The organism is Mesorhizobium sp. J18, from assembly GCF_007829525.1.
In the GTDB taxonomy this organism is placed as follows: Bacteria; Pseudomonadota; Alphaproteobacteria; order Rhizobiales; family Rhizobiaceae; genus VLJP01.
Map to the genome: position 1 here is coordinate 127128 of NZ_VLJP01000023.1, position 25083 is coordinate 152210.

A 25083-nucleotide genomic window follows, 5' to 3' on the forward strand; every position below is an offset into this window, starting at 1 on the left:
GCGGCCAGACCCGTCGTCACAAGGGCATGGGGCTATTCTGTCTTGTCGACATTCCAGAATACGGGCACTGGCGACGGAAGCATGCCGGTGATGGTGTTGCGGCGTGCCTGCGGCGGCACATACTGGCCGAGCGGAACGTAGATGACATTCTCCAGCGTGTAAGCCTGCAAACGCTTGGCGACTTCCTTTTGCGCCTCGACGCTGTCGGCCGCAATAAACTCGGCACGCAGTTCCTCCAACTTCGGATCGTCAGGCCAGCCGAACCACGCCTCGTCGCCGCGGCCGTTCAGCATCGGGTTGACGATCGGCGAGCTGATTTCCGGCACCATCCAGTTGGTGAAGAAGAGATTCCAGCCTCCTTCGGCCGGCGGGGACATGCTGGCCCGGCGGGTCACCAGCGTCTGCCAATCCATCGGCTGCATGTCCACCTTGAAACCGGCCTCGCGCAGCGCCTGTGCCGTAACCACCGGCTGGGCTGTGAGGGTCGTGACATCGGTCGGCTGCATCAGCACGACAGGCGTACCATCATAACCGGCTTCTTCCAGCAGTGCCTTGGCGCCCTCGATATCGCCGCCGCTGGTCAGCGTTTCAGCACCGGTTTCGTCACCCAGCGGCGTGCCGCAGCCGAAGATGGCCCCGCACACGGAGTAATATTCCGGATTGCCAACCAGCGTGCCAAGCACATCCTCCTGGCTCATTGCCATCAAAGCCGCTTGACGGATCTTTACGTTGTCGAAGGGCGGATGTTTAAAATTCATCCGACCCATCGTCTGATAGCCGAGCGTGTCACGCACTTCGACAGTTACGTCGGGACTGCCCTGCAGGATCGGCAACAGATCAAATTGCGGCTGCTCGATATAGTCGATTTCGCCAGCCACCAGCGCGTTGATAGCCGTCTGCGCGTCGGGCATGGTCACCCATTTGACGCGTTCGACATTGACCACCTTGCCGCCGGCCATCCAGCTCGCCTCCTCCTCACGCGGAACATAGTCGGCGAATTTCTCATAGGTGACGCTGACGCCAGGTTGGTATTCCTCCTCAACGAAGACGAACGGGCCAGAGCCGATATATTCCTTGATCGGCTCGCTCGACGGGGTCTCGGCGACACGCTTCGGCATGATGAACGGCGGCACGGCCGATTGCTTTGCTACCGTTTCGAGGAAGGGTGGGAATGGCTCCTTGAGTTTCCAGGTGATCGTCTTCTCGTCGGTTGCCTCCAGGCTCTCCGTGACGTCGAAGATCAGCTGGCCACCGGAATCGCGCTCGCCCCAGCGCTTCAGCGAGGCCACCGCATCTTCGGCCGTCACCGGTGCGCCATCATGGAACTTCAGACCGTCGCGCAGCGTGAAGGTGTAAACGAGATTGTCGTCGGATACCTCCCAGTCCGCCATCTGCGGCTGCGGTTCGAAATTCTCGTCCTCAGCGATGAGCACGTCATAGATCATGTAGCCATGGTTGCGCGTGATATGCGCCGTGGTGATGATCGGATCAAGCACGCGCAGGCCCGAATGCATCACCGCGGTAATCGTGTCGGGATCGGCATGGGCAGGAGCGGCAGCGCCCAGCGCAGTTGCGGCCGCAAGCGCCGCGGCAAAGACCGAAGTGCGCGCATTGTGCCAACGACGATGAAAGGTTTTGTCTATGAACATCTTTTTCCCTCTGCTGGTTTGATTTGGTTTCTTGATTGTCTCTCCGGCGGTCTTGGTGCCGCCTTCCTGATTGAACCTGCATGGTTGCGCATCGCCGGGATGCGTCAAGCCTCCTTTCTTCGCTGCCTGCCGTCGGCCGCGAATGCCGGTCCGTTCGGTGAGAGGCGTATGCCGGGCGCCAGACGGGTGAAAGGCAGGTCTGCCGGATCGAGCGCCATCGGACCCGGTGCCTTGGCGACAAGGATCGTCTCGGCGATGGGCTCGAAATCAGCGCGGAAATGGACCGAGCTTTTGTTGACGAGGATCGCCTGCTGCTCCGGCTCGATGCCGACGAAACGGTACATTTCGCGATCGGCCATCTGCGCCTTGTAAGTGGCCACCACGATCCGCACACCGCCGATCGAAAGGCATGCGGAGGGGCCGAGGTTCATGTCCGTGCCGCCATAATAAGGACCAATCGCCTTGAATCGCCCATCCGAGAGCTTCTCGATACGGAAAGTCCCTTCGAGCGGGCTATCGCCCGGTATCCTCGAATGCCCGCCGAGCGACAGCCGGACTTCGGCGCCTTCACCAGCCGCATGCGCCCGGCGAGCCGATTCAGGGTCAACAATGATTCCGATGGCGGCGCGTTCCGCTCCGTTCCTGATCAATGCGCGCAGCATGCCCGTGGTGTCGGAATCGCCTCCGGCACCGGGATTGTCCTGCGTGTCGGCGATAACAACTGGCCTGGACGCATGCCGGGCGATCCGCATCGCTTCGCGCACGGCCTCATCGGCCTCGTAGGCTTTGCCGGCAAAAGCTGTTTCGCTTTCCAGTACCATCTGCTCGATATGGTCGGCCGCACGGTCGGCATCGGCCTGTGTTTCGCCATAGGTAACCACCGTCGGCGCGCATTCCTCGAAATCGGCGGCAGGAAAACCAGGCAGGAATGAGGTGCTGGCGACCGGGCCGTGCTCCAGATCGGCCACCAGCGTATAGATCGTCCTGGCTGGCTCCAGTGCAGTACATTGCCATGGGATGGGAATAAGGAAGGGCAGGCGGCGGAAGGCTTTGGCGAAAGGCCGCCGCCGCGTCATCAAAGAATCGAGTTGCACCGCCGTGCGGCGTCCGGTCTCGGCCATGTCTACATGCGGATAGGTGCGGAAGGCGACAAGCATATCGGCTTCGTCAACCATCTGCCGTGTAACATTGCCGTGCAGATCGAGGCTCACCGCAATCGGCACATTGGGGCCGACGACGCGGCGCACCCGCGCGATCAGCTCGCCTTCGCCGTCGTCCAGATGCTCGGCAACCATGGCGCCATGCAGATCCAGATAAACGCCGTCGAGCCGGCCAGCGGCGGCGATGCCGTCCACGATTTCACCGGCAATCCGCTCATAGGCTTCTTTTTCGACATGGGCGGACGGGATTGCACCAGTCCAAAGGACCGGAAGCATTTGCCATCCCGCGGTTTCACCGTGGGCGATCGCACCGGAAATGCCGAGATTGACGTTCTTGCAGCGCTCAAGAATTTCCTGCTCACGGCTCAGCGGCAGATAGCCGCCCCCTTGGACGAAATTCTCGTAACGGGCCTTTGACGGCGCGAAGGTGTTGGTTTCGTGTAGAAATCCGGCCAGCGCGACCCGCTTCGCCATCAAGCGCCTCCGCGGAAAATGAATTCTGCACGACGGATCGTCGAGCGGAGTTGCCTGTGCCTTGACCAGTCAGGCGCAAAACATGAACTGCCCCACATCCAGCGATAGTCCTTGGCAGAGACGGTTTTGTATATCGAGCAGCGATATAGCTGTATCGAAACAGATTAGCTATGCTGTGTCAGACCTGTCAACGCCGTTGCGAGGGGAAATGCAGAGGAGCATCTTCAGAGCGGAACTGGGGGAGCGGCCCATCGAGGGGCATGAGGACGATCCGCTTTTTGTTCAGTCCGTTGCGAGGGCTATGCAGGTTCTCTCAGCGTTCCATCGCAGCGAGAAGCCGCTGACATTGGCCGAGATCTCGGCCGGGTGCGGCATAGGAAAAAGTGCCGTGCAGCGCGTGGTTCATACGCTACGCATCATGGGATATATAGAACGCGATCAGGATGACCGAGGCTATGTTCCGGGAATCCGCATTCTCGATCATGCACTCGACTATCTGCGGCTCGATCCGCTTATAGAGCGGGCGACCCCGGTGCTTCTGGAGTTGAGGCGGGCGGCTCGCGAGCGGGTCGATCTGAGCCTGTTCGACGATCTGCGCATGGTCTATGCAGCGCGGCTTCAGAGCAAGCGCGAAAATTTCTTCGCCACCCTGGTCGGCCATAGCGTGCCGGTTTTCTGTACCTCGGGTGGGCGCGCCGTCCTGGCGCAGCTTCCCGATGCCGAGGTGGAAGACATCATCGCCCGTTCGGATCGCCGGCCCTTCACCGCCAAGACGATCACCGAACCGGCAGGCATATGGACCAAGATCCGCGAGGCGCGGGAGATTGGCTATGCTTTCACCATAGAGGAGGTGCTGGTGGGCGAGGTCGCTGTCGGTGTGGCCGTGCGGGGGCCGGACGGCCGGCCGCGAGGAGCCATTCATCTGGCCGGCTCTCTCGCCGAATGGACCGCCGAAGAATTCTGCCAGCGCTTCGCGCCGCTCGCCAACGAAGCCGCCCGCGCCATCAACCGTTTCTGATCACGATCCTTCAGCGAAAATCATGACCAAGATATCCGTCAACGGCCTTATCGCGCCCGCAGAGATCCGGATCGACCGCTGGGGCATTCCCCACATTTCTGCGGAAAGCCTTGCAGATCTGTTCTTCGTCCAGGGCTTCAATGCGGCTCGGGACCGGCTCTGGCAGATCGATCTTTGGCGCAAGCGCGGGCTCGGTCTGCTGTCTGCCGATTTCGGTCCCGGTTATCTGCTGCAGGACCAGGCCAGCCGCCTTTTCCTCTATCGCGGCGACATGGCCGCCGAATGGCGTTGCTACGGCGACGACGCCGAGACGATCTGTACGGCCTTTGCCGAGGGTATCAACGCCTATGTCGGACTTGTCGAGAAAGGTGTGATGCCGCTTCCCGAGGAATTCGAACGGCTCGGCACGCGGCCTGCGCGTTGGCGACCGGAAGACGTGGTGCGCATCCGCACCCATTGCCTGAGCCGCAACGCTACTTCCGAGGTTCTGCGCGCCAATGTGCTGGCATCGGCTAGTCCCCAAACCGATCTTTTACGCGCAAATCTGCAGCCGCCTGTGCCTTTGGAGGAGTGGACGAAGACGGCGCATGTGCCGATAGAGGCGCTTCAGCTTTACGAACTCGCCACTGCGCCGGTCTCCTTCTCGCCAGAGCGGCTTTCCGCCACTGTCGAAGATGCCGAATATTGGGCACGTGTGACTGCGCGTAAGGAAGTGGTACGTGCCGATCTGAAGGAAGGCTCCAACAACTGGGCAATCGCCGGCAGCCGCACGGAAAGCGGTCGACCGATCATGGCCACCGATCCGCATCGCGCTCATGCCGCACCATCCTTGCGCTATCTCGTTCATCTTACGGCGCCAGGCCTCGACCTGATCGGCGCGGGGGAACCTTCCTCGCCTGGCATCATGGCCGGTCACAACGGTCACTCCGCCTTCAGCCTGACGATCTTTCCGGCCGACCAGGAGGACGTCATGGTCTATGAAACCGACCCGCAGGCGCCTGACCGCTACCGTTATGGCGACGGTTTTGAGACCATGGAGTCGGTAACCGAAACTTTTCAGGTCAAAGGCGCACCGGACCAGAAGCGCGAACTCCGCTTCACCCGGCATGGACCGGTCATCCATCGTGACAAGGCAAAGAATATTGCGGTGGCGCTGCGCACCGTTTTCACTGAGCCCGGCAGCGCGCCCTATATGGCCAGCCTCACCGGCATGCGGGCGAAGAGCTATGACAGTTTCAGGCAGGCCATGGCGCGTTGGGGTGCTCCGACCGTCAACCAAGTCTATGCCGATGTGACCGGCACGATCGGCTGGCTGCCGGCGGGCTATATTCCGAGGCGAAAAGGCTGGCGCGGGCTGGTGCCGGTTCCCGGCGACGGACGTTTCGAATGGCAGGGTTTTCTCGAGCAGTCCGATAAGCCGGAGAGCGTCAATCCGGTATGCGGCTTTGTCTTTTCCGCCAACGAGATGAACCTGCCTGCAAGCTGGAATCATGATGCGTTGCCCGTTTCCTTCGAGTGGCACGAAGATGGCCGTGCCGAGCGGATTGCGTCGGTGCTCGGGCAGGGAGGCAGGCTTGGGACCATGGATTCGTGCGCGCTGCAAACCGATGTCCTTTCTCCAATGGCGGCGCGGCTTGTGCATCTTCTGCCGGATGACGCCGAAGACGATGCTATTGCAATGCTGAAAGCATGGGATTGCCGAGTAGATTCTGACTCTGCAGCCGCTCTTCTGTTCGAGTATTGGTGGAGCATTTTCCTGAAACCCACAGTTCTAAAACGTGCAGCAGCCGATCCGGTGCTTCGAACATTGCTGGGGGCCGGCAATACTGCAGCTATCCTTGCCGCACTCGAGCGGAATGAGGATTCCATTGTCCACGAAGGGGCTGAGGACCGCGCGGAATTTCTGAGGAGCACGCTCCGTCAGGCCCATGTGGCGCTTGGAGAGAGGTTCGGCATGGATACCGCCAATTGGCGCTGGGGCGATTTGCACAAAGGCTATTTCGCCCACGTGGTCTCGCGCGTAGGCGTGAAGCCCGGCCTGGATGTAGGGCCACTCGCCAAGGGCGGCAGCGATACAACAGTGATGATGGCTGCCTATGGCCCGGGCAATTTCCACGTCACCACAGGCGCCTCGGTCAGGATGGTCATCGATGTCGGCGCGTGGGACCAAAGTGTTGCCATCAATGCGCCGGGGCAGTCCGGCGATCCTTCGTCACCGCACTATGCCGATCTGGCGCCGCTATGGGCGAAAGGTGAATATGTTCCTCTGCTCTATTCAAAGGAGGCCATAGCCGCTGCGACAGAGACCGTAATCAGGTTGGAGCCCGCTCAGGACTGAAAAGCTTTGTTCGGGACCGTTCTACCGCTCTTGCGCGGCCGCTTCCAGTTCTGCAACTATCTCTCGAGGTGCTGCCAGCCCGGATTGCCCGGCATGCAAGCGATGCGCGTGCTTTGATCGGCCGGGAATATGGACGCCATAGTCGTCCGACAACCTTCTCAACTGCTTTTCCATACGATGTTCGAAATCCGGTTCCATCACCTTTGGATCGATGGCAAGGATGAAGAGGCCCGAACCGGGAGACTCGGAGCCGGAGGTGAAGGATGGCGCGTCGAGTGACCAGTTGGCGCCCGTAAGTCCGGCGGACAGCACTTCGAGCATCAACGCGATATTCGCGCCGCGCGTCCCGCCGAAGGCAAGCAGGGCGCCTTTCATCGCTTCCTGCGGGTCGGTGGTATTCTTGCCGTCGCTGCCGACCGCCCAGCCTTCGGGTATCGGTTCGTTGTTTTGGGCGGCATTGCGGATGTTGACGAAGGCCGTGGCGCTTGAAGCCTGGTCGATCAGCAAGGGGCCGTCCGCGCCGCCGGGCGCGGCGAAGGCCAGCGGATTGGTGCAATAGACCGGCTGTGTGGAGCCCGAACCCGCCATGAGGGCAGGGCCGTTGGTCGCTGCGAATGCGACCAGTCCTTGCTCTGCCAGCCGGCCGGCGAAATAGCCGAGCGCCCCACATGTGAAGGCGTTCGATTGGGAGAAAATGGCGACACCGAAATTTCGTGCCGCCGAAACCAAGTCATCGAAAGCAAGGTCAAAGCCGAGATGAGCCAGTCCACCGGCGGCATCCGACCTGATGACAGTGGGAAGAGGCCGGGTCAGCATGGGCGTTACACCGGCGGCTATCCGTCCGGTGCGATAGCCGTCGAGATAATCTGTCAAATGGCTGAGGCCCAAGGTCGGTTGACCGTCAGCTTCCGCTGCAACCGTCGCCCGCGCGAGGGAGCGGGCGGCCGCTACATCCGCGCCGACGCCGAGTGTCGCCCGAAAGCATAGTTCTTCAGCTTCCTGCATCGAAAGTACAATGGTTTCGGCACTGGTCATAACGACAATGCTATCTTTCGACCGTCATGGATGGCGAATGCCGCTTGTCGCGCGGCCGTGCAGTCGCCGATGGCCGTGAAGGCAATGCCGCGCGCCTCGAGCTCCATGGCGAGACTGTCATCTGCGATATTGGTTGCGGCGGATACCAGCGCATCGGCTTCGATCCGCTGTTCGCTTCCATCCAGTAGCGAAGCCGCGCGCGCAACGCTTCCATCCCACTCCACAACCGCGCTTTCGGTTATGAAGCGGACGCCGAGCTTCGCAAGAATACGCCGCAACGGCACGTCGGCCGCCGTCCGCTGGAGTTCCTTGCCGACCATAGGGTCAGGTGTGACAAGCACAACCTCATGGCCATCTTCGGCGAGCTTCCAGGCCGTGCCGCAACCCTTCCAATTGCCGCCGTCGTCAAGCACGATGACTCTTTTGCCCGGTCGCGCCTCGCGCGCCATTATGGCTTCGGCCGACAGGACCTGTCCGCCGCCGGGCAGGGATTCGAATTGGGGGAGGGCTCTCTGGAAGCCGCCCTCCGGCGGCAGGGAGCCTGTCGCCACGATCACCTCGTCCGCATCCTCGCGCTCGATATCCTCAGCCTCGATATAGCTGTTGTAGCGGATTTCCACCTGAAGTTTCTCGAGCTGGCGCTGATACCATTCGATCAGGTCGAGGATCTGGGTCCGACGCGGCTGCATCCCGGCCAAACGGTATTGCCCGCCCAGTCGATCCGAGGCTTCGGCAAGAACGACGCGGTGGCCACGTTCGGCCGCAACGCGCGCCGCCTCCAGCCCGGCAGGACCGCCGCCGACCACCAATACTCGCTTTGGCTTCTCTGATGGCGAGAAGCGGTCTCCGCTCCATTCCCATTCGCGGCCGACGGAGGGATTTACCACGCAACTTATCCAGTAGTCGCGATGGCGCCGGCCCCAGCACATCTGGTTGCACGAAAGGCAGCCACGAATGTCCTGCGGCCTGCCTGCGGCAGCCTTGGCCGCTAGATGCGGATCGGCGATCTGCCCGCGTACGATCGAGACGAGGTCGGCCTTTCCTTCGCTCAGCACGCTCTCAGCGTTCTCCGGTGTCCGGATATGGCTTTCCGCCGTCACCAGCGCATGTCGGACGGCGGATTTCAGAACCCCGGCGAGGTCGGCGCCGAGCTTCTCGGGATAGAGGAAGGTCGGCATCAGCTTGTAAAAATCGAAATAACTGCCCGAGCCGCAGGTGACATAGTCGAACAGCGCGTCGCGATCATGATAGGCGACGATCTCGGCCAGGGCCTCGCGTCCGAGCGCCACCTCCACATCCGGCTCGTCGTTCACAGCAAGGCCTATGATGAAATCCTCGCCGCAGAGCTTGCGGATACGGGTCATGATTTCCCGGCTGAACCGGGTGCGGTTTTCCAGGCTCCCGCCCCAGCGATCGTCGCGGCGGTTCGACCATGGCGTCCAGAACTGGTCGAGGAGGGCATGATATGCGGCCCAAACCTCGACTCCATCGAAGCCCGCTTCGCGGCAGCGGCGCGCGGCCTGCACGAACCCGTCAATGGTCTGCTCGATCTCCGCCTCGCTCATGCGATGCGAGCCGTCGGAATCGTGATAGCTCGGCAGGCCGGAAGGTGACCAGGCGGGATGAAAGGAATTGTCGGCATCGCCATGCTGGCCGACATGATAGAGCTGCTGAATAGCGATGGCGCCGTTGCCGCGGATCGCGCCGGTTACCTTCCGGAAATGCGGGATCACGCTGTCGTCGGAGTGGCGGAAATTGCCGCGCGTCAGCACTGCCGCGGCATGCACCGGCATGGGCTCGACCACGATCATCGCAGCACCACCGATAGCGCGCTCGGCATAATAGGCAACATGTCTCTCAGTAGGCAGCCCGTCGACCGCCATATTCGCCGTATGGGCGCCAAAAACGATCCGGTTTCTCAGCGTCTTGCCACGAAGGGCGATTGGCGTGAAAAGCCGGCCGAAGACCCGTTCCTCCATGCGCCTCCTCCCTTAGGGTCAGCGCGTTTCCTGATACTCAAGGCAGAATCTTATCCGCACAGGAAAACGACTGTTGCACATCGACAAGCAACCGAGGCTAATAGTCAAGGTGAACGAAATTCTCCTGCGATTGAGCCACAGGCAATCGACAGGAGAATATTGAGGCGACGCGCAACGCGCGGTCAGGAGCCGGATGGTCCGCCGATTCTACAGCCTGCCTTCGTTGATTGCGCTCGCCGCCTTCGAAGCGGCGGCACGGCACCTCAGCCTGACCAAGGCGGCGGAAGAACTCAACGTCACGCCCGGCGCCATCTCCAAGCAGGTCCGGATGCTGGAGGAAGAACTCGGCGTCCCGTTGTTTCTGCGCCGCCACAGGGCGCTCGAACTGACGCGCGAAGGCGAAACGCTGGCGATTGCGCTGCGCGAAGGGTTCGAGCGGATATCCTCGACGTTCCGTCAGATCAAATCGCTGGGCGGACAGGCCGTGGTGACCATCGGCAGCACCATGGCGATGGCGCAACTCTGGCTGATGCCTCGCATGGGAGCTTTCTGGAACCGGCACCACGACATCGTTGTGGACCATGTGATCTCGGACCATCCTCACGGTCTCGACCGGCCGGACGTGGACCTGCGCATCCGTTACGGAGACGGCGAGTGGCCGGACGAACTTTCGGCGAAGCTGTACGACGACCGCATCTTTCCCGTCGCAAGCCCCGCCTTCGCCAAGGCGTACCCCGTTAAGTCGATACAGGATCTGGCGCAGTTGCAACTTCTGTCCGTTGAAGGCATCGACTGGACCTGGACCACTTGGGCAGAGTTCTTGCGTGCGGTCGGCCACCCGGATCGGCACGTCAACGTACGGCGTTTCAACAGCTATGTCATCGCCTTGCAGGCCGCCCGCAGCGGGCAGGGTGTGGCGCTCGGCTGGGAGAGCCTTGTCGCGCCGCTGATCGAAGCAGGCAACCTTGTGCGGGTGACCGACGCCGAGATCGCCGCGCCGCAATCATCCTTCGTGACATGGAGCGCCCGCCGGCCTCTCAGCCCACAGGCAACCTTGCTTAAGGACTGGCTGCTCTCCCTTGGACCATTGAGTTCAACTCAAGCGAGCCGGCTTCCTATTTCGCTTGAACAACCGCTTCGCAGGCGCTCTCCTAGAGGCAAGGGAGAGCCGTGATGAGCATGACAGACATGGATGCAACGCAAGCGTCGTCGTCTCCTCGCCGTGGCGGCGGTCGCTTGGGTCGCAAGGCTCTGCGGAGTGCCCCCATGGCGTCGTTCCCGACCCTGGCGCGCAAGATTCCTGTCTACCAGATGGTGCCGGACGAGGCCGTGGACCTAATCCACGAGGAGTCTCTCAACATCCTCGAGGAGGTGGGGTGCGAGTTCCGCGACGACGAGGCGATCGCCATATGGAAAGCGGCCGGTGCCGATGTCTCCGACACGAGAGTACGGATCGACCGCACTCTCCTGATGGAACTCGTATCCATGGCTCCGTCGGAATTCACCCTCACCGCGCGCAATCCGCAGCGGTCGGTACGGGTGGGTGGCCAGAACAGCATCTTCGTGCCGATGTACGGGGCGCCCTATGTGCGCGACCTCGACAACAACAGGCGCTATGCATCGCTTGCGGATCTCAACGATCTCCACAAGCTCGCATACATGGCGCCGGCGCTGCATTCGTCGAGCTCGATCATCTGCGAACCGATGGATATTCCGGTGCCGAAACGGCACCTGCACATCATCCACTCGGCGCTGAAGCATTCCGACAAGCCGTTTATGGGCATCGTCACCTCGAAGGAGCGCGCCGAAGACACGATGAAGATGGCCGGCATCGTGTTCGGCGATGAGTATGTCCGCGATAATCCGGTGCTGGTGTCGGTCACCAACTGCAATTCGCCGCTCGTATGGGACGCCACCATGCTGGACGCGATGAAGGTCTACGCACGCCACAACCAGCCGCTGATTCTCGCGCCCTTCGCGCTCTGCGGCGCTTCCACCTCGGCGTCCGCCGTCGGTGCTGTCGCGCAGGTCAATGCCGAAGCGCTGGCGGGCGTAGCGTTCACGCAGCTTGTCCGGCCCGGTTCGCCCCAGCTTTACGGGCAGTTCATGGTCACAGTCGATATGAAGACCGGTGCTCCAATGGGCGGTACGCCCGAAGCCGCCCAAATGATGTACCTGATGGGCGCACTGGCGCGGAAGTACCAACTGCCGTGGCGAACGTCCGGGTTCCATGTCGGCTCGAAGCTGAACGACGCGCAGGCGGGGTACGAAGCGAACATGCTCATGCATGCCGCAATCCTGGCCGGAGCCAATTATATCTGGCATGTTGCCGGATGGCTGGAAGCCGGCCTTACCTGCGGCTATTCGAAGTTCGTCACTGACTGCGAGCAACTTGTCGGCTGGTACAAATATGCAGGCGGATTGCCGTTCGACGATTTCAAGGAGGCGCTGGCGGCAATTCGCGAGGTTGGCCCTGCCGGGCACTTCTTGGGGACCGCGCACACGCTCGAGCATTTCGAATCGGCGTTTTTTATCCCGAGCCTGATGGATTTCAATTCGTTCGAGCAATGGAGCGCCGAGGGAGCCAAAGACCACGATACGCGCGGCCGCGAAAAGGCGCGCGCGATGCTGCGGGACTACGAGGAACCTAGGCTTGACGAGGGTATCGCCGAGGGTCTGCGCGATTTCATCGCGCGGCGGGAAGAGCGGTTGCCAGACAGTGTCAATTAATGCGACGGTTGAGAGCGTGATTATAGGGAAGGTTCAGAATACGACGGCGCGCGGACTGCGGGGATGGTCCTTACTTCGTGCAGAAAGCGCAGGTCCATGAGCGCTGCGCTGTCGAACGATCCGCTGCTCCAGCCCTTCCGCCTCAAGCACTTGACGCTGAAGAACCGCGTCATGTCGACCTCGCATGAGCCGGCCTATTCCGAGGACGGCATGCCGAAAGAGCGCTACCGGCTCTATCATGCGGAGAAGGCGAAGGGCGGTATTGCGCTTACCATGACTGCAGGCTCGGCGCTGGTCTCACGCGACAGCCCGGCCGCTTTCGGCAACCTTCATGCATTCCGTGACGAGATCGTGCCGTGGCTTCGTGAACTGGCCGATGCCTGCCATGAGCATGACTGCAAGGTGATGATCCAGCTCACTCATCTCGGTCGCCGCACCGGCTGGAACAAGGCCGATTGGCTGCCTGTGCTCAGCGCGTCGCCGGCACGTGAATCGGCTCACCGGGCTTTCCCGAAACAGGCCGAGGACTGGGATATCGAGCGCATCGTTGCCGATTATGCAGCGGCGGCACAGCGCATGCAGGCAGCCGGCCTCGACGGTATCGAGTTCGAATCCTATGGCCATCTGATGGACAGTTTCTGGTCCCCGGCAACCAACTGGCGCGAGGACGAATATGGCGGCTCCCTCGACAACTGCCTACGCTTCACCTGGCGCGTCATTGACGCCGTGCGGGCTGCCGTCGGACCGGATTTCATCGTCGGTATCCGGATGGTCGCCGACGAGGATCTTGAAAAGGGCCTCAGCCGGGAGGAGGGAGTGGAGATCGCCCGGCGTTTGGCCGCCTCCGGCAAGTTCGATTTTCTCAACATAATACGCGGTCATATTGATACCGATGCCGCACTTGCCGATGTCATCCCGATCGCCGGCATGCGTTCTGCGCCGCATCTCGACTTTGCCGGCGAAGTGAGGGCGGCGACGAAATTTCCGGTTTTCCATGCTGCACGGATTTCCGATGTCGCTACAGCCCGGCACGCCATAGCTACCGGCAAGCTCGACATGGTCGGCATGACCAGGCCCCACATCGCCGATCCCTATATCGTGGCCAAGGTCATGGCGGGTGAGGAGCACCGTATTCGCCCATGCGTCGGGGCAACCTATTGCCTCGACCGCATCTACGAAGGGGGCGAGGCGTTGTGCATCCACAATGCTGCCACCGGTCGCGAGACCAAAATCCCGCATGTCATCCCGCGCGCTCAGGGACCTGCAAAGAAAGTCGTTGTGGTCGGTGCCGGCGCCGCCGGGCTGGAGGCCGCGCGGGTTGCCGCCGAGCGGGGGCATTCGGTGACAATCCTGGAAGCGGCCTCGGCGCCTGGCGGTCAGGTCAGGCTCGCGACCCGGAATCCGCGCCGGAAGGAACTGATCGGGATCGTCGACTGGCGTGTCGCCGAACTGGAGAGGCTGGGTGTTGAGATCCGCTACGATACCTGGGCGGAGAAGGCCGACGTGTTGGCGCTGGAGCCGGACGTGGTGGTGATCGCCACCGGTGGAATACCACAGAACCCACCGCTGGAAGCCGGCGACGACCTGGTCGTTTCGACCTGGGATATCGTTGGCGGTACGGTTAAGCCGGGCCAGAATGTGCTGCTTTATGACGACAATGGCGGTCACTCGGGGATGACAGCCGCCGAGATTGTCGCCGAAGCCGGTTCGACACTCGAACTGGTTTCGCCCGAGCGCTTCTTCGCGCCGGAAATGGGCGGCATGAACCATGTTCCTTATATGCGCGTCTTCCACGAGAAGGGCGTGCGCATCACCATCAACACCCGGCTGCATTCCGTTAAGCGCGACGGCAATGCGCTCGTGGCGGAGCTTTCTTCCGATTTCGCGCCGGGCTGGCGCGACCGCCGTTGGGTCGACCAGGTGATCGTGGAGCACGGGACGCTGCCGCTCGACGAGCTTTATTTCGAGCTCAAGCCGCTATCCCGCAATCGGGGCGCAGTCGATTATGAGAATCTTGTCTCGGGAGGACCAATCTTTCCTGAAAACGATGCGGACGCCACGTTCGTCCTTTTCAGGATCGGCGATGCCGTTGCCTCGCGCAACATTCACGCGGCAATCTATGACGGCATCCGCTTCTCTCTACGTATCTGAAACTATAAACCGGGAACCAATGGGAGATTGAAATGGCATTCTTCAGGAACAATGGCGACAAAGTGCCGGCCGCTGTTCACAAACTGGCCGAGCATGCACGTTCGGGAAAGATAGACCGTCGTGAGTTTCTGTCGCTGGCAAGCGCCATGGGCGCTTCGGCGGTGATGGCATACAGTCTGGCCGGCCTTGCTGTTCCCACTCCTGCTCGCGCACAAGAGCCCAAGAAAGGCGGGGTGCTCAAATGCTCCATGTCGGTCAAGGCGCAGAAGGATCCGCGCTCCTATGACTGGGTCGAACTCGGCAACGCCGCCCGGACCTTCCTCGAACCGCTGGTGAACTACACGCGCGAATTCACCTTCGAGCCTGTGCTTCTGGAAAGCTGGGAGGTCAATGATGATGCAACGGAATATGTGCTTCATGTTCGCCAAGGCGTGACCTGGAATAATGGTGACGAGTTCAATGCCGACGACGTGGTTTTCAACCTGATCCGCTGGTGCGACAAGAATGCCGAGGGCAATTCCATGGCCGCCCGTATGGCATCCCTCATTGACCCGGAGACGGGCAAGGCCCGTGAAGGCGCGATCACAAAGGTCGATGATCATACCGTTCTGCTGAAACTGGCTTCGTCCGATATTTCGATCATCCCGAACTTCACCGACTATCCGGCGCTGATCGTGCATCGGAATTTCGAAAAGGATGGCTCGGATCTCGTTGCCCATCCGATCGGCACCGGCGCTTTTGAACTCGTTTCTTATGAGGTCGGATCGAGAGCCGTGGTCAAACGTCGGGAGAACGGCAAGTGGTGGGGAGGTGAGGCCTATCTCGACGGAGTCGAGTTCATCGACTACGGAACGGACGCCAATGCCACGGTGAATGCCTTCGAATCCGGCGAAATCGATCTGAATTTCGAAACGCCGTCGGAATTCATCGAGATTCTTGATGCAATGGATCTCGTGAAGTCGGGGATCGAGACGGCGACGACACTGGTTGCCCGCACCAATGTCACCAACAAGCCCTATGACGACCAGAAAGTCCGCAACGCGCTCCAGATGGCGGTCGACAACAATGTCGTCTTGCAGCTCGGATATGGCGGCAGGGGTACGGTAGGAGAGAATCACCATGTCGCTCCGATCCACCCGGAATATGCCGAACTGCCGAAGAAGGAACGGGATCTGGAGGGGGCCAAGAAGCTGATGGAGGAGGCCGGCCAGCTCGATTTCGAGCATGAGCTGATCACCGTCGATGACGACTGGCAGAAGAATACCGGCGATGCCATTGCCGCGCAGCTCCGGGAAGCAGGCTTCAAGGTCAAGCGCACCGTCCTGCCGGGCTCAACCTTCTGGAATGACTGGACGAAGTTTCCCTATTCGCTGACCATTTGGTACATGCGCCCGCTGGCCGTGCAGGTATTGGCCCTCGGTTATCGAACCGGCGAAGCGTGGAACGAGACCGGCTATTCGAATCCGGAATTCGACGCCAAGCTGGAAGAGGCGCTGGCCATCAGCGATCCCGACGAGCGGCGGGAGGTCATGAAGGATGTCGAGCAGATCCTGCAGGATTCCGGCATCATCATCCAGCCTTACTGGCAGTCGCTCTTTTGCCACATGCAGCCGAGTGTGAAGGGTCACGCCATGCACCAAACCTATCAGCTCGACTTTCAGAAGACCTGGCTCGACGCCTGATAAAGAAAGAGAGTTTTGGCGGGGAGGGCTAAAGTGGCCTCCCCATCGGGGACTGGTATCGGGCAGGCCGAAATACAGCTTGATATGAGCACTCATTGTGAATGAGGCTCATAGGTGTCTGAGCAACATGCTTCGAACTTGCCACTCGAAACCGCTGCCACTCGATCTGGCACTTCCGGAAACTTTCAAAAATGGCTCCCCGGGCCGGATTCGAACCAGCGACCAACCGGTTAACAGCCGGTTGCTCTACCGCTGAGCTACCGGGGAATGCCTCCGCTCACGAGAGTGTGGCAGCCTATAGCAAAGAGCATTCCGATTTGCAAAGAAGCAATCGTGAATTTTTTTTACGGGTTCTTCGTGTTTGTTCGCATTTCGCCGCATCTGCCGACATATGTTGGGAGAAGAGGTCATTGCCGGTACTTTGACGGGTGAACAAAGAGGTGTTCATGGATGCTCAGCGCCACAAGGAGCCGTATGATTTGCGGTCATCGCAGAAACCTGTGAACGGAACCGACGGGCCATCCATCCAGGTATTTGGCCGCCGGATTCCGATGCCGCGCTCGCGTCTCTTGCGCATCCTGATCGGCGTCCTGTTCATTATTTTGGGCTGTTTCGGCTTTCTGCCGGTGCTCGGCTTCTGGATGATACCGGTCGGTCTTCTCATCCTTTCTTATGAATTCGCTGCCATTCGGCGCCTGCGTCGCAGGGTTTCCGTCTGGTGGGGCCGGCGCAACGGAAAATAGTTGAAGGCGAATGGAATGCCTCAGATTTCCTGCTTGGTATGATGTAGAAACTTTTCGAAGCCTTCATCGCCGGCTTGACGCTTGCCGAGGTGCAACCTATTGAGACGCGCATTGCCGGCGAACGGTGAGGCCTCGTGGCGGAGTGGTTACGCAGAGGACTGCAAATCCTTGCACCCCGGTTCGATTCCGGGCGAGGCCTCCAATCCCTGATCCAAAATATTTGATACTTATTCGAAGCGCTCTCGGGTGCCGCTTGCGCGCGCATTGCCGATGGTCAATAGCCAATTTTCCGCAACGGGATACGAAGATCGAAGCCCGTTACCAATTATGCCATCGAATAATCCGAAAAGCCGTGGCCGTCGGCCAGTGGTGTCGATTGACGGTGCCGCAGTTTTTTGCCACATCACGCGCCAACCATGTGATTTCCAAGGGGACTCTTCTCCAAGATCGCGGGTAGAAAGGAAAGCGGATCAATGCCGCCTTTCCGATGTGAATCAGCAAAGGCGCTCGGCGCCAGGAGAAACAGGCAAGCAGATGATGATGGCTGATTTTTCCGAACAGCGCGCCACCATGGTGGAAGGCCAACTCCGCACGACCGATGTCACGCATGTTCCGCTCCTGAACGCGATGCGTGAGATTCCGCGCGAGGAATTTGTTCCGAGCCGTCGCCGCGCGCTAGCATATATTGACGAGGATCTGGAGGTCGCGCCCGCAAGTGTCGGCTCGCCGGCTCGCTATCTCATGGAGCCTTCTCCCTTTGCCAAGCTGGCGCAGCTTGCCGACATTTCGCCATCGGATTTCGTTCTCGATATCGGGTGCGGCACCGGCTATTCGTCAGCGGTGTTCTCGCGCATCGCCAGTTCGGTGGTCGCGCTGGAAAGCGATCCGGCCTTGGCGGAGGCGGCTTCCTCGACCCTCTCGGAACTCGGTTGTGACAATGTGGCTGTGGTGCAAGGGCCGCTGCAGGAAGGCTACGCCTCGGAAGCGCCATATGATGCCATTTTCATAGGTGGCGCTGTCGAGATCATGCCGGATGTCATTCTCGATCAATTGAAGGATGGCGGCAGGCTCGTGGCGGTGGTCGGTCAGGGAAACGCCGGTGTTGCCCGGCTTTACGTGAAGGATAATGGAATCGTGTCCAGCCGCAGGGCTTTCAATGCAGCCGTAAAACCCTTGCCAGGCTTCGAACGGGAAGCATCCTTTGTATTTTGAATGTCGATATGTTGCCAATCGGCAACGGAATTGATCAAGCCTTTGATGTATCGTCGCGCTGGTGATTACACCGGTGCGGTGCTTCCGCGATCGGAAGTGGGTGGGGCTTCGGATCGAATGTTCAAACGGTGTGGGCCGCACTAAAGCAGACCCACGAGGAATTTTGAGGTGGCTCGTGTCGTTGTTTCGCACGAAGATTTTTGCGGCCCTGGTTGTTTCCACTGCCGCATTTCTCCCGGCGCATGCGTCTGCTGAAAGCATCCTTGGAGCTCTTGCCAAGGCCTACAACAACAATTCGAGCCTGAATTCGGCGCGTGCTGGTGTGCGGGTAACGGATGAGGGGGTCGCGATAGCGAAATCCGGTTACCGCCCTCAGATTGCCGCCTCGGGCGGCATCAATGTAACCTCACAAGAAGGGATGGAGATCACAGCCGGTTCCTTCGGTGTTTCGATTCGTCAGAATCTGTTCGACGGCTTTCAGACGCGCAACAATGTCCGCGCGGCCGAGGCTCAGGTGAACGCCGCTAACGAGACGCTGCGCAATACCGAGCAGAATATCCTTTTCAATGCTGCCGCTTATTACATGGACGTCATTCGCGACCGGCGGATTGCGGTTTTGCGGGAGCAGAATCTCGAATTCCTCAGCGAGCAGGTCCGCGCGGCGCAATCGCGCTTCGATGTTGGAGAGGGTACGCGCACCGACGTTGCCCAGGCCGAGGCAAGCCGGCAGGCCGCTTTGGCTCAGTTGAGCGCGGCGCGCGCCCAGGCCACAGCGAGCGAGGCTTTGTACCGTCAGTTCATTGGCGAAGACCCCGGCAATCTTGAACCGGCCCAGCCGCTTTCCAAGCTGTTGCCCAACGGGCTCGCCCAGGGACTGGCGATTGCGGCAAGCGAGCATCCGGCGATCGTTGCTACCCAGCATCTCGTCGATGCGGCCGCCTTTACGGTCAAGTCGGCGGAAGGTTCCATGCTTCCGCAGGTCTCGGCGAATGCTGGCGTGACGACGGAGTACAGCCATACTAGTGGTGGCGACGGTTTCAGTGGTCTGCCCGGCGTCGGTAGTGGAGGCACTTCAGATTCAGCCAACATAGGTCTGAGCCTCACCATTCCAATCTATCAGGGCGGCCTTGCTTCGGCGCAAGTGCGTCAATCCAAGGAGCAGCTCGGCCAGGCCCGGATCGAAATTGATGTGACCCGTGACCAGGTGCGGGCAGCGCTCACTTCGGCCTGGACTCAGTATCAGGCGGCGATCGAATCGGTTGCTGCCAACCGTGAACTGGTTGCAGCGGCAAGGCTTGCCCTCAATGGCGTCATAGAAGAGCGCAATGTCGGCCAGCGCACCACGCTGGACGTTTTGGATGCGCAGGACGATGTCATTGCTGCCCAGATCAATCTGGTCAGCGCAGAGCGCGACGTGGTGGTTGCCAGCTATGCCATCCTGCAATCCATGGGCCGGCTCTCGGCTAGCCGCCTTGGCCTCAATGTGGCTGTCCACGATCCGCGAGAGCACTACAATGCCGTCAAGGACAAGTGGTATGGTCTGAGGACGCCTGACGGCCGCTGATATCCGTAAGCTACGGCGACCTATCGGCCTGTTGTCCGTCCTCCCATTCCTTGTGTGAAAGGCCTGGCTGTCCCTCTTGGGGGATTCTCTCTGCTGTCTCCGTCAGTTACCCTTACTGTTGATTCGAGGAACCGCTTGCTCAGGCGCAGGCGGACAACGGCAGACGGTCGGGAAGGCGGCGGATTCAGATGGCACAGGCAAGCAGCGCGCAGCGCGAACCATCAATGGAAGAGATTCTGGCTTCCATCCGCAGGATCATCGAGGACAGCGATCCGGCACGCAATGAAAGCAGTCTGACTGCTTTTTCCTCTGTCGAAGACGATCATGACGAGGAGGATGTCGGCACCGAGATTGCGGAGGCCGAAAGCTTTCGTGGCAAGCTGACACCATATCGGGATTTCGTGGCACAGCCTGATTCAATGCGCCCTGCGGATATGCAAGCCTCGCGGCACGAGGACGGCGAAAAGGCGCCCTCTCGCCCTGAGACGGGCGGGAAGGCTCCGGAAATCGAAAGGCCAACGGAAGCGCCAGCCGCAGACTTCGAGGAGCGGGCCGGGGAGGACAAGGCTGCCGAAGTTGTGGCTCCAGAAGCGTCCCGTATGGTTGAACCAACTCCCCCCGAGTCCATGCAGGATGCGAAAGCGGACGGAGCGGTTGCCACCAAACCTGCAATCATTTCCGAATTCACAGGCCGTAAGGTCGCGGCCGCATTCGAAGAGTTGAACGAGGCTGTCGAGGCCACCCGCCGCAGGAATCTTGATCAGCTTGCCGAAGAAATGCTTCGGCCCATGCTGCGGGAATGGCTCGATAGCAATCTTCCGGCCCTGGTGGAACAACTGGTGCGGGAGGAAATCGAGCGGATTGCTCGAGGTGGTGTGAATTAATTTCGATCTTCGGTTGCCAGTAGTGCCATCCCGCCGGTACGGCTGGCGCAGAATCTCTTATGCCTGGATTGACCTCTCTTTTGCCTTGAGGCGGGGCATCATTGATCCTTGGGTCGTCTTGCACATGCACTTCGGTTGACTTGCGGCGAGGCATCCGGTTTACACCGTCCCTACGCATTTTCCGTACATTGCGGGACCTCCATGCTTGAGAAAACCTACGACGCGGCGAGCGTCGAGCCGAAAATCGCTGAAAGATGGGAGAGGGCGGATGCCTTCCGGGCCGGCGCTGGGGCGGAGCCCGACGCCGAGCCGTTCACGATTGTCATCCCGCCACCCAATGTGACCGGCTCATTGCATATGGGCCATGCGCTCAACAACACGCTACAGGACATTCTCATCCGCTTTGAGCGGATGCGCGGGAAGAACGTGCTCTGGCAGCCAGGCATGGATCATGCCGGCATCGCCACGCAGATGGTGGTGGAGCGCAAGCTCATGGAGCGGCAGATCCATCGCCAGGATCTCGGCCGTGACGAGTTCGTGGAGAAGGTCTGGGAGTGGAAGGCCGAGTCGGGCGGTGCGATCATCAATCAGCTCAAGCGCCTTGGTGCCTCATGCGATTGGTCGCGCGAGCGCTTTACCATGGACGAGGGGCTTTCCAAGGCCGTCCTGGAAGTCTTCGTCACCCTCTACAAGCAGGGGCTGATCTACAAGGACAAGCGCCTCGTCAATTGGGATCCCAAGCTGCTTACAGCCATCTCCGACCTAGAGGTCGAACAGGTCGAGGTGAATGGCAATCTCTGGCACTTCCGCTATCCGATCGAGGGCAAGAGTTTCGATCCGGAGGACGACACGACCTTCATCACGGTCGCCACGACGCGCCCTGAAACCATGCTCGGCGACACCGGCATTGCTGTGCACCCGGAGGATGATCGCTACAAGCATCTGGTCGGCAAAAATGCGATATTGCCGCTAGTCGGCCGCCGTCTGCCGATCATCGCGGACGAATATTCCGATCCCGAAAAGGGCACAGGCGCAGTCAAGATGACGCCGGCGCATGACTTCAACGATTTCGAGGTCGGCAAACGTCACAACTTGCGCATGGTCAATGTCCTGAGCACGGAGGCAGCCGTAAATCTCAAGGAAAACGAGGATTTCCTCGAACAACTTGAGGAAACGCCTGAGCTTTCGGCGACGATTGCCACGCTGCACGGGCTGGATCGTTTCGATGCGCGGCGCAAGATTGTCGAAATGATGGAGGCCGGCGGTTTTCTGGCCAAGGTCGAACCGCATCGGCACATGGTTCCTCACGGCGATCGCGGGGGTGTTCCGATCGAGCCTTTCCTGACCGACCAGTGGTATGTCGACGCCAAGACGCTGGCGAAACCGGCAATCGCCGCCGTTCGCGAGGGCCGCACGAAATTCGTGCCCAAGAACTGGGAAAAAACCTATTTCGAATGGATGGAGAACATCCAGCCCTGGTGCATTTCGCGACAGCTCTGGTGGGGTCACCAGATTCCTGCATGGTATGGTCCGGACGGCCAGGTTTTTGTTGAAAAGGACGAGGAAACCGCGCTTGAGGCGGCAATTCAGCATTACCTCTCCCATGAAGGGCCATGGAAGGCCTGGGTCGAGGAGAAGCTGGAGAATTTCCGGCCCGGCGAGATCCTGACCCGTGACGAGGATGTGCTCGACACGTGGTTCTCTTCCGCGCTCTGGCCGTTCTCGACGCTTGGCTGGCCGGACAAGACGCCGGAGCTGAAGACCTATTATCAGACCGATGTCCTTGTGACCGGCTTCGACATCATCTTCTTCTGGGTTGCCCGGATGATGATGATGGGACTCCATTTCATGCACAAAGAGCCGTTCCACACCGTTTATGTGCATGCACTGGTGCGCGACAAGAACGGCGCCAAGATGTCGAAGTCCAAGGGCAATGTCATAGACCCACTGGAACTGATCAACGAATACGGCGCCGACGCACTTCGCTTCACGCTGGCGATCATGGCCGCGCAAGGCCGCGACGTGAAGCTCGACCCGCAAAGGGTTGCAGGCTATCGCAATTTCGGCACCAAGCTATGGAATGCTACGCGCTTTGCCGAGATGAACGGAGTGGCGCGCAATGACGAGTTCTGGCTGCACGATGCGAAGCTGCCGGTCAACCGCTGGATCCTGACCGAACTGACGCGGGCATCGCGCGAGATCACCAAGGGAATCACGGCCTATCGCTTTAACGAGGCGGCCGGCGCGGCCTACAAATTTGTCTGGAATTTGTTCTGCGACTGGTACCTGGAACTCCTGAAGCCGGTCTTTACCGGTGATGACGAGGCGGCGAAAGTCGAGAGCCGCACGGTTGCCGCCTTCGTGCTCGACGAGATCTACAAGCTGCTTCATCCTTTCATGCCCTTCATGACGGAAGAGTTGTGGGCGCATACGGCCGGCGAGGGGAGGGAACGCTCGACGCTGCTGTGCCATGCCTCATGGCCGCAGCCCGATTTTGAGGATGACGAGGCGGCAAGCGACATCAACTGGCTGGTCGATCTGGTCTCCGGCATCCGCTCGGTCCGCGCGGAGATGAACGTGCCGCCGGCCGCGATCGCGCCATTGGTCATTGTGGGGGCTTCCAAGTTGACCCGGGAAAGGCTTGCCCGTCACGATGCTGCCATTCGCAGGCTGGCAAGGATCGGCGACACCGGATTTGCCGAAGATGCCCCCAAGGGATCGGCGCAGATCGTGATTGGCGAGGCGACCTTCTGCCTGCCGCTTGGCGAATTGATCGATCTCAAGGCAGAGGCAGCTCGCCTGGAAAAGGAGCTTGCCAAGCTAAATGGGGAGATGCAGCGCATCGAGAAGAAACTTGGCAACGAGAAGTTCGTGGCCAATGCGCCCGAGGAAATTGTCGCGGCTGAGCGAGAGAAGCTGGCTGAATTCACTGACGCGCGTTCAAAGCTGGAAACGGCACTTATCCGGGTCAAGGAAGCCGGCTGAGAAGTGGAGAGCCGGTCGAAAGGCCCGCTTTCCAGTTGGAAGGCCCCGTAGGTTCCTGGGCTTTCTGCCTTTTCAGGATGTGCTGGTGATAACAAACCCTGTTGCGGCGAGAATGCCGCAGCGGACTTGAAAAGCCAGACCCTGCGCAGCAAATAAGAGCTTGTCACCCGGGCCGGGCCCCTCTGGCAGGCGAGGCGTCGCTTGTGATGTCGGTCCGATCGACAGCGCGCTCACGCGGCGCAGGAACCTCAACCCTCATACCATGACTCTTCATGACTGGCTCTGGCCCGGCTTTCTGGCTTTCGTCGCAATAATCCTTTTCTTCGATCTTTTCGTCCTCCATCGGAAAGACCATGCCATCTCCACCCGGGAGGCATTGGTTACTGTTGGCGGTTATGTAACCCTAGCCATGCTTTTTGCAGCAGGGGTTTTCTATTTCGGCGGTCCTGGCCGCGGGGCGGAATTCCTGACGGGTTATTTGATCGAGCAAGCCCTTTCGCTCGACAACATCTTCGTCATCGCCCTGATATTCACCTATTTCAAGGTGCCGGCGGAGGCGCAATATCGCGTGCTTTTCTACGGAATTGTCGGCGCCATCGTCATGCGGCTTTCGCTGATCGTGCCGGGCGTCCATTTGGTAGAGCATTTCTGGTGGGTCGGCGCGCTTTTGGGGCTCGTCCTCCTCGTATCCGGCTATAAAATGATGACTTCCAAAGAGGAGATGGCCGATCCGGGCAACAGTCGTGTCGTCAAGTGGCTCCGCAGCACGGGCCGTGTGACCGAGGAATATGAGGGCTCGAAGTTCCTCACGCGCCGCAACGGCCTCCTTTTCATGACGCCGCTTTTTCTCGTTCTGGTCACGGTGGAAGTCACGGATCTCGTCTTCGCCATCGACTCTATCCCGGCCGTGCTGGCGATTTCGAACGATCCTTTCATCGTTTTTTCCTCGAATGTCTTTGCCATCATGGGGTTGCGAGCGCTGTTCTTCGTGCTTTCAGGCATGATGCGCGAGTTTCGCTTCCTTAAACACGGCCTCTCGCTGGTCCTGATTTTCGTAGGCTTCAAGATGCTGATCCAGCATTGGTACAAATTACCGGCGGAAGTCTCGCTCGGCGTGGTGGCGGTGCTTATCCTGGGTTCCGTGCTCGCTTCCGTCGTCATCAAGGACGAGGACCGAGGGCAGACACCAGAGGAAGTGCTCAAGCATCGGCGTCAAGGGAGCGACCGGCTGGCCGAATAGGAACCAGTCGGCAGCGCCGTTCTGCAAAAACGACAGCAATTCCACATCGCGGCTGGTCGTCGGCCGCGATGATCTTCAGCCTGTCATTAATGCAAATAATCACACCTGATGGGCGCGAGCCAAACTGCAGACGTGCTCTGAAGATTCCTACCAGATTTCATGTTCTGGGTGGGATTTTTCCATCCACTCACTATGGCCGACGAGAGCAAAAAATCGTCCACAACCATCTGTGTCGATTT

Annotated in this window: 16 protein-coding genes and 2 tRNA genes; 13 read left to right on the plus strand and 5 right to left on the minus strand. The window is 60.0% G+C overall.

All coding sequences use genetic code 11. The features are described 5' to 3' along the window. Nucleotides 1-32: 32 nt before the first annotated feature. Both L598_RS10725 and L598_RS10730 read right to left on the minus strand, forming a co-directional pair. A complete protein-coding gene (locus L598_RS10725) occupies nt 33-1649 on the minus strand; it encodes an ABC transporter substrate-binding protein (RefSeq protein WP_144862352.1) in 1617 nt (538 codons plus the stop codon). Between the two features lie 104 nt (nt 1650-1753). Continuing rightward, nucleotides 1754-3283: a M81 family metallopeptidase gene (locus L598_RS10730; RefSeq protein WP_144862354.1), complete on the minus strand. Its 1530-nt coding sequence runs from the start codon at nt 3281-3283 to the stop codon at nt 1754-1756. A 208-nt stretch (nt 3284-3491) separates the two neighbouring features. Between L598_RS10730 and L598_RS10735 the strand changes: the two genes are divergently transcribed. Then, a complete protein-coding gene (locus L598_RS10735) occupies nt 3492-4301 on the plus strand; it encodes an IclR family transcriptional regulator (protein ID WP_144862356.1) in 810 nt (269 codons plus the stop codon). 22 nt (nt 4302-4323) lie between these two features. Continuing rightward, nucleotides 4324-6639, plus strand: coding sequence for a penicillin acylase family protein (locus L598_RS10740; RefSeq protein ID WP_144862358.1), 2316 nt, complete (start codon nt 4324-4326; stop codon nt 6637-6639). A gap of 21 nt (nt 6640-6660) precedes the next feature. On the opposite strand, the gene L598_RS10745 is transcribed toward L598_RS10740, so the two are convergent. Together L598_RS10745 and L598_RS10750 are read right to left on the minus strand one after the other, a co-directional pair. Then, nucleotides 6661-7674 (minus strand): Ldh family oxidoreductase, encoded by a 1014-nt coding sequence (locus L598_RS10745; RefSeq protein WP_144862360.1) that lies wholly within the window; start codon nt 7672-7674, stop codon nt 6661-6663. After that, the gene (locus tag L598_RS10750; protein ID WP_144862362.1) at nt 7671-9653 is read right to left on the minus strand and encodes an FAD-dependent oxidoreductase; all 1983 of its coding nucleotides are present in this window, start codon (nt 9651-9653) and stop codon (nt 7671-7673) included. The genes L598_RS10745 and L598_RS10750 overlap by 4 nt, the downstream gene beginning before the upstream one ends. A gap of 223 nt (nt 9654-9876) precedes the next feature. Between L598_RS10750 and L598_RS10755 the strand changes: the two genes are divergently transcribed. The 4 genes from L598_RS10755 to L598_RS10770 all read left to right on the plus strand — a co-directional run bounded on the left by L598_RS10755 (nt 9877) and on the right by L598_RS10770 (nt 16216). Continuing rightward, a complete protein-coding gene (locus L598_RS10755) occupies nt 9877-10827 on the plus strand; it encodes a LysR substrate-binding domain-containing protein (RefSeq protein WP_186444999.1) in 951 nt (316 codons plus the stop codon). Then, entirely contained in the window at nt 10827-12383 is a 1557-nt protein-coding gene (locus tag L598_RS10760; RefSeq protein WP_144862367.1) for a trimethylamine methyltransferase family protein, read from the plus strand. Before L598_RS10755 ends, L598_RS10760 begins: the two co-directional genes overlap by 1 nt. 96 nt (nt 12384-12479) lie before the next feature. After that, nucleotides 12480-14534, plus strand: coding sequence for an NADH:flavin oxidoreductase (locus tag L598_RS10765; RefSeq protein WP_144862369.1), 2055 nt, complete (start codon nt 12480-12482; stop codon nt 14532-14534). Between the two features lie 32 nt (nt 14535-14566). Next, nucleotides 14567-16216, plus strand: a complete 1650-nt coding sequence (locus tag L598_RS10770; RefSeq protein WP_144862371.1) for an ABC transporter substrate-binding protein — start codon at nt 14567-14569, stop codon at nt 16214-16216. Between the two features lie 192 nt (nt 16217-16408). Here L598_RS10770 and L598_RS10775 read toward each other — a convergent pair. Next, nucleotides 16409-16483, minus strand: a tRNA-Asn gene (locus L598_RS10775). 179 nt (nt 16484-16662) lie between these two features. Between L598_RS10775 and L598_RS10780 the strand changes: the two genes are divergently transcribed. The 7 genes from L598_RS10780 to L598_RS10810 all read left to right on the plus strand — a co-directional run bounded on the left by L598_RS10780 (nt 16663) and on the right by L598_RS10810 (nt 24844). Continuing rightward, nucleotides 16663-16959, plus strand: a complete 297-nt coding sequence (locus L598_RS10780) for a hypothetical protein (protein ID WP_144862374.1) — start codon at nt 16663-16665, stop codon at nt 16957-16959. A gap of 128 nt (nt 16960-17087) precedes the next feature. Next, nucleotides 17088-17161, plus strand: a tRNA-Cys gene (locus L598_RS10785). Between the two features lie 335 nt (nt 17162-17496). Beyond that, nucleotides 17497-18171: a protein-L-isoaspartate O-methyltransferase gene (locus L598_RS10790; RefSeq protein WP_144862513.1), complete on the plus strand. Its 675-nt coding sequence runs from the start codon at nt 17497-17499 to the stop codon at nt 18169-18171. Between the two features lie 175 nt (nt 18172-18346). Next, nucleotides 18347-19735, plus strand: a complete 1389-nt coding sequence (locus tag L598_RS10795; RefSeq protein WP_144862376.1) for a TolC family outer membrane protein — start codon at nt 18347-18349, stop codon at nt 19733-19735. 188 nt (nt 19736-19923) lie between these two features. Beyond that, nucleotides 19924-20619, plus strand: a complete 696-nt coding sequence (locus L598_RS10800) for a DUF2497 domain-containing protein (RefSeq protein WP_144862378.1) — start codon at nt 19924-19926, stop codon at nt 20617-20619. A gap of 201 nt (nt 20620-20820) precedes the next feature. Continuing rightward, nucleotides 20821-23604 carry a valine--tRNA ligase gene (locus tag L598_RS10805; RefSeq protein WP_144862380.1) on the plus strand — a complete coding sequence of 928 codons (2784 nt, stop codon included), beginning with the start codon at nt 20821-20823 and terminating at the stop codon, nt 23602-23604. Nucleotides 23605-23866: 262 nt separating this feature from the next. Then, entirely contained in the window at nt 23867-24844 is a 978-nt protein-coding gene (locus L598_RS10810) for a TerC family protein (RefSeq protein ID WP_144862515.1), read from the plus strand. The last annotated feature ends 239 nt before the right edge of the window (nt 24845-25083 follow it).